We start from the raw sequence: 12,547 nt of genomic DNA, 5'->3' as shown, positions 1-12,547 counted from the left end.
AAAAAATTAAAAAGAGTACTTAACAGAAACCGAAGCGTTGTTCCGGTCCGCCAGTTTGTTGGAATATTTGGCGCCCCAGAAGCTGGTGGCAGACATGCCCACTTCCAGGTTGTTCAGGTACACAAAATCCAGCCCCAGGGTAGCGGCTTTGCGGTCTTCCATGAAGTTACCACCGATGGGTGAATTGCCACTTACATCGTGGGCAATCCGCACGCTCGGGCTCATGGAAATACCGGCGAAAATGTTGTTGTAGTCTGCCTTCAAGACCGCACGGTAACCCCAGGATGTGTCATCCAGATTATATTTATTGGGGTCATCCGGGCTCAGAATCTGGGCCTCGGAACCAAGAATGGCAGCAGTGGAGTTATATTCCAGCTCCGGGTTTTCCAGACCTTCAATATGCTCAACGCCCAGTTCAACCAGTGCGATCAAACCATCGGTTCCCCAGGTCGGTCCAAAGTTGAAAATGCTGACCAGGGAGCCGTTATAGCTTTCCACTTCGTCGTAGAAGTAATAGAGCTGACCTTCCTGCACCGCCGTGTTGGAACTCAGGCAGCTACCACCAAGCTCTGCCCGCACACAGTGCGGAGTCAGATCACCCAGGGTTGGGGCCGGATTTGCTGCTGCTCCTGCCAGAGACTGGATCAGGTTGTCACCGATTTCATTGATAATGGATCGCTTGGGGCGGTACGCCAGTTCGCCCGCCAGAGACATGGTGCCGACGACAGTGTTGAAGCTGGCACCGAACATGTCCTGGTCTTCCACATAGGCCATCTGGTATTCAGTGGTGTCGATGGTTTCCGGCACACCCGCCAGGCCTGAGGTGTTGATCTTGTTGATGCGGGAACCCACCACAGGCGTACGTGCATGAGTGCGGGTATAGTAAAGCGCGAATTCCGTACCATTCAGGGCTTCGGCAAAATAACGATAGGCCAAACCAAACTGGCCATTATCTTTCGCGTCTTCATCACGAATCCGATCAACCGTTACCTGAGTGGCTTCGTACTCGTAGCCAGGACCAAACTGAGCCGTGTAGGCAGCGAACGCATTTTCCAGACCCGGTGCACCAGCCCCCAGAGCCACGACACGACCATCAATAATCACGTTGTCAGCACCCCTGCCCGGGAATCCATCATGAGTGGAGAAGTAGGTGCCCGCTGGCGCATCTTCGGAATTTTCCCACTCGAACTGGTAGAAACCTTCCAGTGTCGCGTTAAAGGTCAGGCCGTAGGAAAAGTACAAGCTATCCAGTGGCAACAGGGCTTCCTTGATTTCAGAGCCCGGCAAGCGCAGCGCATTGAGATCAAAGTAGTTGGCAGTGTTAACGCCACCCTGAATAAACAGCGCTTCACCCCAGTTGATGACCTGCTGACCCAGACGCACGTTCAAGGGCTTCTCGAACAGATCGAAACTCCCCCAGACATAGGCATCCAGCATACGAGCACGCTGACCCGCATAGCGCTCTGCATCACTGTTGAAATCGTCACCGATACCGTTGTTGGCATAATCGGAGTATGTGGCATAACGGGTAAACCCGTTACCCGGCACGAAGGGGCCCGATTTCATCAGAGCGCCACCATCATGACCACCGCCCATGATCTGCTCATCGTGGAACGCGGTGGCACGGACGAACATGCCATAACGCCCCTGCCAGTTCAGTTCCATCTCCGGGGTGATCTTGTAGACCAGAGACGCCAGACCAGTGTCAAAGTTGTTGTTGGCATCGTTCTTGTTGACCTGGGAGCCATAACCTTTCAGGGTCATGTCAACCACGTCTTCGTTGGCCGCCAACATCCGGTCCTGCCCTTCTGTGCGGAACAACGCACCGACGGACAAGGCAGTATCCAGTCGACCGGTCCAGTCAGGGTTATCGAATTGAAGCTGAATTGCAGAGGCAGGAAGTGACAAGCTGGTAAGGGCTGCAGCACCAGCAACAGCCATCGCTAACCTGGTTTTGCGCAGGGGATTATTATTCATGTAGCTCTCCGAATTGCCATGCATGGCTTTATTGTTCTTGCCCGGGCAGCGGCTTCTCCCGTTGTATCATCGGTCCCATCATTCTCCCCGATGCACACCACTACCCAGACTAAGTCTTAATTCTTACATATCGGGACGAAAAAGAAATCCCCCCTCAGTGTACATTTAACGACCAGCCAGTCATCACTATTTTTTCATCTTGTAGTCGATTCGCATCAAACAGCCAAAATCCGCCCAAGGACCTCGCTGAGATTGTCCGAGGCATCCTTTTCCACTCGCTCCAGGGCCGACGCTAGCTGCTTGCGGCGCCCGGGCTCCAGCTTTGACAGACGCGCGGCCGCATTGGCCAGCCGGGCAGCAATCTGGGGGTTAATCCCGTCTAGCCGACTCAATGCTGCCGCGAAAAGGCGATAGCCTTCGCCGTCGGGAGAATGGAAGGCAGACGGGTTGCCATTTGCGAGAGTACCCACCAAGGCTCGCACCCGATTCGGTACTGTCCAGTCAAAAGCAGAATGGCTCATCAGTGTCTCTATTCTGGACAAGCTGGCCGGCCCCGGAGTCGCCGCCTGGACGGCAAACCACTGATCCATTACCAGGGCCTCATCTGACCAGCGTTCAGCGAACTGGGACAGAGCCTGATCGGCGCCGGCTAAATCGTAATGCACCAGCACTCGCAGTGCGGCCAGTTCTTCGGTCATGCATAACGGCAATTCAAACAGTTCTGCTGCCAATCGTGGCGCTTCCGGATGACCGGACGCTGCCAGGTAATCCAGTGCCAGATTGCGTAACTGGCGGCGCCCCATGGCCCTACCATCCATCTCCAGCTCGGTTGCAATCAGATTCTCAGCCAGTGACAGCCAGTGACTCTGCAATGCCTTGCCCAAGGCCTGCTTCATGGCACGGTGGGCAGCATGGACGCCGCCAGGGTCCAGAGGCGCATGCCTGTCTCCAAGGGCCACTTCGCCAGGTAATGACAGCAACAGAGCAGCTTGGGCCGGATCCTCATCAGCCCGGCCGATCACTTGCTCCAATACCGGCACCAGTGCTTGCGCCTCGGCGGCTGCGTCGCCAGTCCCTTTCACCAGACGATCCAGCGCGGAGAAGTAAAGCCGCTGGGCAGCACTCCAGCGACAGTAGCCATCACTGTCGTAGGCCAGCAGACGGGTTAGCTGGTCATGGTCGAAGGCGTAGTCGAGCACCACCGGCGCAGAAAAGCCCCGCAACAGGGAAGGGGTAACCGGCCCTTCAGCATCAAAACTGAGGGTCTGCTCTTCCCTGTCGAGAATAATGACCTTCTCGCGATTGCCCTGCTCATCCAGCGGCAACGGCTCACCAGCTTCGTCCAATAAGGCCAGACGCACCGGGATCATCAGCGCCTGCTTCTCAGCCTGCCCTGGTGTCGGGGGGGTGTGTTGGCGGAAGGAGAGCTGGTACCGGCCGTTCTCAAGGTGATCCGTCACAGTCAGCACCGGCGTACCGGCCTGGCTGTACCAGCGCTTGAACTGAGTCAGATCTCGCCCGGAGATCTCCTCCATACAGGCAACAAAGTCATCACAGGTGACGGCCTGACCATCAAACCGATCGAAGTAAAGATCCGTAGCGCGACGAAAATCATCGGCCCCTAGCAGGTGATACTGCATACGGACAATTTCGGCGCCCTTTTCATAGATCGTCAGCGTGTAGAAATTATCGATTTTCTGGTATTGCGCAGGGCGAACAGGATGGGCCATTGGCCCCTGATCTTCCGGGAACTGATGGTTGACCAGAAAATCCACATTCTCCACCCGTTGCACGGCGGCGGAGTTCATGTCCGCAGAAAACTGCTGGTCACGAAATACGGTAAACCCTTCCTTGAGACTGAGCTGAAACCAGTCCCGGCAGGTGACCCGGTTTCCCGACCAGTTATGGAAGTATTCATGGGCCACCACGGACTCCACCCGCTGAAAACCGGCATCGGTGGTAGTAGACGGGTGAGCCAGCACACAGGAAGTATTGAAGATATTGAGGCCCTTGTTTTCCATGGCCCCCATATTGAAATGGCTTACTGCCACGATCATGTAGATATCCAGATCGTACTCACGCCCGTAGCTGTCTTCATCCCAACGCATGGCATTCTTCAGCGACAGCATGGCGTGGTCCAGCTTGTCCAGATCGCGGTGCTCTGCATAAAGACGCAGCGACACCTGGCGACCAGAACCGGTGGTATAGCTGTCCTCCAGACAGGCCAGATCACCGGCCACCAGCGCAAACAGATAGCAGGGTTTCGGGAACGGGTCTTCCCAGGTCACCCAGTGGCGATCGCCCTCTTCGCCCTGCTCTACCGGGTTACCGTTGGATAGCAGCAACGGATAGCGCTTCTTGTCAGCCCGCACTGTAGTGGTAAACCGGGCCAGCACATCCGGGCGATCCGGGAAAAAGGTGATACGGCGGAAGCCTTCCGCCTCGCACTGCGTGCAGTACATGCCGTTGGAGCGGTAGAGTCCGTCGAGTGCGGTATTTTTTTCCGGTTCGATATCTACAATCGACGTCAATTGGCAACATTCAGGCAGCCCCCTGACAATCAACTGAGAATCCCTGTACTCGTACCTCTCCTCTTCAAGCACAACACCGTCCAGGACCAACGAGCGCAGGACAAGCCCCTCGCCATTGAAACTCATCTCTCCCGCCGGGACCGGAGAAGCCGGGTTATGTTGGAGCGACAGCGTACTGGTAACTGTCGTCACACCATCATGGATATCCACATCCAGAACCACTTCGTCCACCAGATAGACTGGAGGCTGATACTCTTCCAATCGCGAGGTCTTGACTGCACTATGCGCGGTTTCCATGCATGACTCCTGCTGCGTTTCTGTTGCCGTCCATATTAGACACTTGCCCTAAACGACAACACCCCGCAGAAGCGGGGTGTTGTCGTTTTAAGGCTACTGAAGACAAGGATTACGGCGCAGCGACCTCAACGAACGCAGACGCAGCATTGCTTCCCGCAGTCCCAACAGCAATTTGGGTCGGATCTAGAACAAAAGATACCACTTCGGTTTGCAACTCTCCTGTGGCAAGCGTCTCGCCTGTGGTGGCCGCCGTCACACCATCTTCGCTTGGTCGCAACAGAGAGGCATGATGACCAATAGTCAGATTGATCAACAGATTAGCTGAAGCTGCACCCGGTGCAGCACCCGGCAATGACGCATCTGCAAGGACGGCCAACGGGGAGGTGCCAGCCAGCGGCGCACCTTCAACACTGTTAGGGATCACCTTGTCCGCCGTGTAGAGCTTGGTATCACCAAGCCCACTGGCATCTCCGCCACCTACAATCTGCTGCATCAGTACCGGTACACCGATACCGCTCAACGTGGACGCGAAGTTCACCGGGTCACCGGAATCAACCGTGCTTTGTGCTGCGTACAGGAATTTCTCATAGGTAGAGGTCCCTTGATTCACTCCCGCCTGAGCCAGACCACCATTTACGGTAGGACCAAGTGCCAGTGAGTTAGCGAGGATCTGGGTCAATTGACCGCCAGAGGCAGAAGACACAACACCACTCAGCGAGTTCAGGTTGCTGGCAAACCCTGCCATACCATCCGCGCCAATGGACAGTTGGTTCACAGTCGCATACACGGAACCAACGATGCCACCCAAAGACACACCAACCACTTTTACATTGCTAGTATCCAGGGTCCCCAGCATCTGAGCATCGAGATTATCACTGATAGCTGTCAGGCTGGCATTGAGGTTAAGCATATCCATGACGGACTGACGCAGGTTGTCGCGAGTATTCTGAAGCACGGACAGGTTAATGAACTGACCGCCAGAGCCCGCCGCATCATTGAAGTGACGCTCACGGGGAGCATCCTCACCCAAACCGGAAAACGCCGCACCCAACCCTGCAGGATTCTCTACATTCAGGCCATAGAGCGGTGAGTCAGTATTGTTGGTGACGCCATGCAAAGGCAGATCGACAGCGACTGTTGCTACGCAGGCATTGCCAAGGCTATGGGCAAGCGCAGCTACAGAGCTACGATCACTGGTGATCCCGTGAATATAGATCACAACAGGATATGGAGCCGCACAAGCACCACCACCCGCTGAAGAGCCCGGCAACGTAACCTGAAGCGGCACGGTCTCAAGACTTTGTTCGGTGGCGAACGGGTAACGGTAAGTGACGTTGGTAGACCCATCCACATCCGCAGGCACACTCATACCAAGCGCGCCCGCCAACGTAGCATCCGGCACCCAGCTGTCTTGGGTATAACTGGCGCTGGCGGTGGTTTCCGGGGTGGTCAGGTAATAAGGCAGTTGGATATAGCCTGTGTACAGGTTAGCAATATCAGCTGCAAGACCGGTCAAGCCACCGATATCTGTTTCTGTCGCGGCCGGCACACCAACAAGCTCGGAAGCTACCGGAGTAGGCAAGAACCCTCCGGCCTGCAGGCCATTAACATTTTCAGCTGGCACACCAAGGCCCGCCAGAGCAGCTCTTGGTGCAGCCATCCCTACCAAAGGAGCAACAGGATCCGTCGTGGTATAAGTATAAGAAATCGCCACTGCATCTTTCGCAGATTGAAATTCCGGAGATGTCGGAGGCACCAAACCACCAGTCAGCACTGCAGCAGCCAGGTTTTCCCAGCCAGCTATCGCATCACGCACCGGCTGTAGAGCTGGAGTCACCGCCGGCTCTGTTTCGCCCAGCGTGTTATAGCTGCTAGAGGGTGTAATGGGTTGCCCCATGCTGTCCAGCACACCATTGGTCACAAACACCAGGTATTTGGTCTTGGCTTTCAAAGGTTGCTCGGGAATCACACGCAGCACATTATTCTGGCCACCGTCCAAGGAAACTACCGAGGCGGTATAGGCCGTGACTTCGCCCATGGCCACAGGGTCTTCCGCCACAATGTTGCCGGGATCCAGAGCGTCTGCATCACCAGTATTCAACGGCAGAAGGAAAACGTTTGGTTCCGCACAGAGCATCTTGATCTGTGCATCAGTCACTGTGCACAGGCTGGTCGGATCAATGCTGCCACCGGCAAAAGCGATATCGAAATAGGCATTGGTGGAAAAGCCGTCAAGGCTATTGATTGCCGCTTCCACAGGATTGGTTGGAGCGCCCACATTCGCAGTTCCATCGCTACTTGCTGCGTCTGCGAAGATGATGTCTGTATTCAGAGGCAGATCGGAAGCGAGTGGGTCAAAACGGGGAAAAGTCCCGATTTGGGTCGCACCCTCACTTTGATCAGGGACGGTATCACTGCCGCCACCACAGGCCGCCAGTGCCAGGGCCACTGCCGCAGGCAGTACTTTCTTATAGATATGCATGGGTTCTCCCAAACCGTTTGTTATCTTTTTTATTTCTGCCTGCGCCGCAATCTCCCATAACGCAGCCAGAAAGACATCGTCCGCGTGCGCCGAATCTAGGCCGGCTAACTTACACAGTACAGTTGTCACCTAGGAAGAATACAGTATGTTTGGAAGAGCACCAACGGTCTTTGGCAGGAAAAGCTTGACGTTGGTCCGACAGGCGGTATCCGGGCGACGACCCGCCAGTCACCGCCCGTGGGACGGGCGGTCTGGCTACTGCAAACGATCCGGGGCGCGCAGGGTAACCGGCTGCTCCTCTGGCTCGTCCTTGCCACTCTTGCACTGCTGCTCCATGTAGCCTGAGCGCTGCTCCTCTGGCAGGTTCTTTGCCTCCCAGGCAATCACCGCCTGGAGGCAGGTTTCACGCTGCTCACGGCTCAGCGGCCGACCATCCGCCCACTTGCCGGTTTCAATAGCGCGGCGCATGTTGTCACAGACTTCCTGCGTCATGGCGGCGATCAGGTCATCAAAGCTTTGGTAGGTCATGACATTCACTCGTTTGAGGCACCCCGCCAGTTCGGCGGGTGTGGCTTACGCCCGTTTCCGGCCTGGCTAGTCTGGGACGGATACAGGGAAGCCGCTGTTTGCCTGTAGCTATTAACTATTCACTGTTAACTATCAACGGGGTTTCAGCTGCTGTCACCGGGGCGCGTACTCCAGCCCAGCTTGGAGCGACAGGCCTGGTAGAAATCATGGCCAGGCGGGTGGATCAAATGCAAACGATGGGGCTTCTTGCGAATGGCGATTACATCGTCCACCTGCAGGCGAATCCCGGCGGTGCCGTCGCAGCTGACCAGTGGTCGGACCTTTTCGGTGGTGATATGAATCTTGATCTCGCTGTCCCCGGCCACCACCAGCGGGCGGCTGGTAAGGGTATGCGGATTGAGCGGCACCATCACCATGGCATCCAGCTTGGGATGCATGATGGGCCCGCCGCCGGACAGCGCATAGGCCGTGGAACCGGTGGGGGTGGAGATGATCAGGCCATCGGAGCGCTGGCCATAGACAAAATGGCCATCGATCACCAGCTCGAAATCGATCATGTGGACACTGTCACCGGAGAGCAGCACGATATCATTCAGGGCGCAGCCCTCGCCCACCACGGTCTTGCCCCGGCGTACTTCCAGATCGAGCAGGAACCGCTTTTCAGTGGTGTACTCACCGTCCAGCACCTGCCCCACCCGGCTTTCGATTTCGGAGGGAAGGATGTCAGTGAGAAACCCCAGGTGACCCCGGTTGACGCCCAGCACCGGCACATCAAAACGGGCCAGTGTACGGGCGGCGCCCAGCAGGCTGCCATCGCCACCGACCACAATAACCAGATCACAGGCTTCACCCATCTGCGTGGCAGATGCCGCTTGCAGGCCCATTTCTGGCAGGCTGCCGGCAATGTTCTTGTCGAGGATAACGGTACAGTCACGCCCGTTGAGAAAGTGAATCAACTGGCGCAGTGAATACAGCGCCTGTTCACTTTCGGAACGGGCAATCAAGCCGATATTGCGGAATTTATTGCTAAAAGTCTCTTGCGCCACACGAATCCTGGGCAGCCGGAGCTGCATCCGGTGAAGGGCTCGCCCTCCATCCGGTGAGCGACCACCCTGGCCCGAATCCGTGATTGCTGCATGGCAGCCGCGGATTCAGGCCTGTGTCAGGTACTCGTTCAGGTTAGCAGCATTGGCATTCAGGCCGCCATCCAGAACGATTACGTCCAAGCCGGCGTTTTTTAACAGAAAAGCGGCTGTGGCGCTACGTCGACCGGTATCACAGTAGGCAATATAGGTCTTGCTGGGGTCCAACAGGCGGGATTTCAGCCGTAATACATTCAGCGGCATGTTGGTGGCGCCCACCAGGTGCTCCTGGTCGAATTCATCGCTGGTACGCACATCCAGCCACCAGGCGCCCTTTTCTGCGGCGCCCAATACATCCTCAGCGGGCATGGTGTTGATGATCGGCTCGCGCAGCAGGGCATCAAAGTCCTGACGCTCCAGTTTCATCAAGACCCCGTCGGTAGCCATGGTCACCGTGGCATTACGGGGCTTGCCGGAAAGCAGCGCCTCTTCGCCGAACCACTGTCCTTCTTCCAGCATGGCCACGGGGGTTGGGGCATTGTCGCCCATACTGATGGCCACCTCGCAGACGCCTTCCTTGAGAATGTAGCAACAGTCTGCTGCCTCACCCTGGCGGATAATCACATCCCCTTGCTTGTGGCGATGAGCCTTCAGGCGCCGGAAGATTTCCAGAATATTACTGGGCGGTACCCGATGAAACAGCTTGGATTTAAGCAGTCGAATCATCCACTCCCGATCATTCTGATAAGCGGAGTTGGCGTTGATATCGAGAATCACGTAACCGGCAGACTGGTCCCAGGAAAGAATGGTGTCCAGCCGAAAGCTGTCAAAGCGGACCACACTGACTTCGGTCAGAGCCCGAGCCGTACTGCGGCGGGGCTGGGCATGCTCCAGCGGATGCCAGGATGCGGTATCTCCGGCACTGACGGTACGGGTTTTGCCCGCTTCATCGGTAAGCTCTACCTTGCCGCTGAGCAGATAGATGGTGGTGTTGTCCTTGTCGCCAAGCGAAAAAAGGGCATCTCCTGACGAATAACGGCACACCTCCTGCTGATCCAGGAGCCAGTCCAGCTGGTCTCCAGACAGCGCATTCACTGGCACAAAGGTCTGTAAAAGGCTTTTATCAATGGATTCCTGTGCCATAACTGCCGCTCCCGGTGTTCTTATTGTGACAACAACATCATGCTTTCAGCGTAGATAATGCAAAAAACCTACCATTTTTCAGTGAAGTGGCACTGAGTCACATCTGTTTATCAGCGAAAGCGCAGCACGTTATCGATCGCCGAGTCGTTGCGACAGTTTGGACAACGATTGGCATTGCAGTCGGAGACGCCGGGTTTGAACTGGTTAGGCACTTCCACCCGGATCACTCGCTTACCGCAGGGCTGTTGATCAGAGCCCACCGATACCTGGCACACGGGATTTTCATAATGGGCCAGCCAGGCCCGGTAGTGATCTTCAGTGACGAGACATTTACGCGCAGCGAAAGCCACTGGATTTTCCATGTAACTGCCGATCTGATCGGCCGAAATGGAAATATGTCCCGCACCAGGGTGGAAGGCGATAAAGCTGAGGCCGAGATTTTCCAGTTTTTCCAGCATCTTCTGGGCTCCAGTGCTGGCTTCCTTCACCCGATTTCGTTTTAGCTCGCCCAGTTCCTCCTTGAGCTGGTTAATCAGATCATCGCGGGTCAGCACATCCATTTCCTTGGCATGGATCTGCTCGGAAAGCTTCGCCCGTTCCTCCTCGATTCGCTGCTCCAGTGCCAGCTTGTACTGTTCGGTAAGCACTTCCAGTTCGCTGCCCTGAGTCTGGCTTTGGTGGCTCTGCTCCTCCAGGCTCTGAGTCAGTGAGACCACCTGAGCCTTGAGAGAATCATTCTGTTCACGCAACGCCCCATTTTGGGATTTGAGCGTTTTGAACTGGCCCAGAACCTTTTCCAGCTGAGCATTGAGGATTTCCTCCTTTTGCTGGGCGGCGTAGCGGAGTTGGCCCACTTCTTCGGACTGGGAATTTTCCAGTGTCTGTACCCGCAGGCGCAGCTCCTTGATAATGCGAGCCAGTCGCACCCTTTCTTCATCGGCCTCTTTCTTGCTCTCGTCATCGTCCGGGGCAATGGTGGGCGCTGCCGTTTCGGCACCAATGACTGGCGGCGCAGCGGCAGGGGTCGAATCCAGCTCGTCATCGATTTCCAGCCCCAGTTTCGGACCGCGCTCACGAATGGTGTCGCGAATGGCGATAAAGTCGTTGGCTCCCGGCTTCATGCCCGGATCCCACATCTGATCCTGGTGCCAGGCCACCGGACACTGGCTGCGGCAGGCCAGACGAATCGGCCCGGCCCCCATATCCGGCCCCTGCCCGGCATGTTCTGCCAGATGGCGCAGCGGCACATTCCAGGTGGTGTCGGCCATGCCGTCTTCATCAAAATCGATCGTAAAAAGGACCAGCGAACGTACCCGTAACTGACCATTCACCAGGCAGTAGGCACCGCGAACTTCCTTATCTGCAAATTCCGGCACACCCACCATGCCATCGAGGATCGCCTCAAAATCCGCATACAGCATGCTTTTGGTAATGCCCCGATGATCAAAAAACAGAATCGCTTCGGACGTCACGGAGGATAGAGGCATGTGTCCTTCCTTCCCTTGAGAATTATTGTAGTTGGCCACTGACTCGCCACAACATCACTCCCTGCAAGATCCAGAAAACACAGTAGCGACGGCAAAATCAGGGTGCTGCCAATTATAGTCAGCCCCTAATAAAAGAGTGTGACCTGAATGGCAGTAAAAAAAAAGCATACGAAAATGCGCCCATTACTATGCCGCAAAGCAGCTGACGAAGACCAATAACGGCATCACGTTGCCAGAATCAATGTGTATTGAAGGGGGGGGGGGTAGGATCAAACCGCGAAGGATTAACAGATAGGGATGGAGACTGGAAAATCAGAGAGGGGTGGTACGGAGAGGAATCAGAGCTCCTCTCCGTCGTCCACCCAGCTGTCTTCTTCCTGCCACTCTTCCAGGCATTCCATCAGCTGCTTCTCTTCCAGTCGCTCTTCCAGATAGTCTTCCATTTGCTTGCCCTCCTTGTCTTTTTCAGTGTTGTGGGCCTGAAATTAGACAGGGTTTAGGTGACAAGTTCATGAAATAGAACGCATCACGCCTGATGCTCGACGTCGAATGCAATAAAACAGAGCAAGGCACAACGCACAGCCGCAATAGATCAGGCGTCAGACAAAGGATGACAGGGGAGCAGAAACAAAAAAGGCCCCCATAAATGGGAGCCTTTAATGCTGAATAGTGGCGGAGCGGACGGGACTCGAACCCGCGACCCCCGGCGTGACAGGCCGGTATTCTAACCAACTGAACTACCGCTCCACTTTTCCTTACGGAACTCTTCACTTACAAAATATGGTGGGTGGTGACGGGATCGAACCGCCGACCCTCTGCTTGTAAGGCAGATGCTCTCCCAGCTGAGCTAACCACCCGCATCGCGCTGCGAAGTGGGCGCCATTTTAGGGATTGGGCCGGGGGTGTCAACGGCTTTTTGCAGAAAAAAGTCCGTTTGCCTAGAAAATGGGCGGAACGGGCAAATCTTGCACAGAATAGCCCTGTAGGAACGGAGCGTAGCGGAGTAACGCACGTAGTTCC

Annotated in this window: 7 protein-coding genes and 2 tRNA genes; all 9 read right to left on the bottom strand. The window is 55.8% G+C overall.

Going from position 1 to position 12,547, the window contains the following annotated elements; translation table 11 throughout:
* Positions 1-6 precede the first annotated feature (6 nt).
* Positions 7-1,977: a DUF1302 domain-containing protein gene (locus B3Q33_RS13835; protein WP_273008804.1), complete on the bottom strand. Its 1,971-nt coding sequence runs from the start codon at positions 1,975-1,977 to the stop codon at positions 7-9.
* A gap of 215 nt (positions 1,978-2,192) precedes the next feature.
* Positions 2,193-4,805, bottom strand: a complete 2,613-nt coding sequence (gene pepN, locus B3Q33_RS13830) for an aminopeptidase N (protein WP_273008805.1) — start codon at positions 4,803-4,805, stop codon at positions 2,193-2,195.
* Positions 4,806-4,914: 109 nt separating this feature from the next.
* Positions 4,915-7,287, bottom strand: coding sequence for a hypothetical protein (locus tag B3Q33_RS13825; RefSeq protein ID WP_273008806.1), 2,373 nt, complete (start codon positions 7,285-7,287; stop codon positions 4,915-4,917).
* A gap of 255 nt (positions 7,288-7,542) precedes the next feature.
* On the bottom strand, positions 7,543-7,815 hold the full coding sequence (locus B3Q33_RS13820) for a YeaC family protein (RefSeq protein WP_273008807.1): 273 nt from the start codon (positions 7,813-7,815) through the stop codon (positions 7,543-7,545).
* A 143-nt stretch (positions 7,816-7,958) separates the two neighbouring features.
* Positions 7,959-8,888 (bottom strand): NAD(+) kinase, encoded by a 930-nt coding sequence (locus B3Q33_RS13815; RefSeq protein WP_273008808.1) that lies wholly within the window; start codon positions 8,886-8,888, stop codon positions 7,959-7,961.
* A 78-nt stretch (positions 8,889-8,966) separates the two neighbouring features.
* Positions 8,967-10,040 carry a cyclic nucleotide-binding domain-containing protein gene (locus B3Q33_RS13810; RefSeq protein ID WP_273008809.1) on the bottom strand — a complete coding sequence of 358 codons (1,074 nt, stop codon included), beginning with the start codon at positions 10,038-10,040 and terminating at the stop codon, positions 8,967-8,969.
* Positions 10,041-10,150: 110 nt separating this feature from the next.
* Positions 10,151-11,527 carry a hypothetical protein gene (locus tag B3Q33_RS13805; RefSeq protein ID WP_273008810.1) on the bottom strand — a complete coding sequence of 459 codons (1,377 nt, stop codon included), beginning with the start codon at positions 11,525-11,527 and terminating at the stop codon, positions 10,151-10,153.
* 670 nt (positions 11,528-12,197) lie between these two features.
* Positions 12,198-12,274, bottom strand: a tRNA-Asp gene (locus B3Q33_RS13800).
* A gap of 34 nt (positions 12,275-12,308) precedes the next feature.
* A tRNA-Val gene (locus B3Q33_RS13795) sits at positions 12,309-12,384 on the bottom strand.
* Positions 12,385-12,547 lie beyond the last annotated feature (163 nt).

Source organism: Alcanivorax sp. UBA3183 (genome assembly GCF_002364155.1).
GTDB lineage: Bacteria > Pseudomonadota > Gammaproteobacteria > Pseudomonadales > Alcanivoracaceae > Alcanivorax > Alcanivorax jadensis.
Note: the sequence above shows the minus strand (reverse complement) of the source record. Positions and strands in the feature narration are given on the sequence as shown.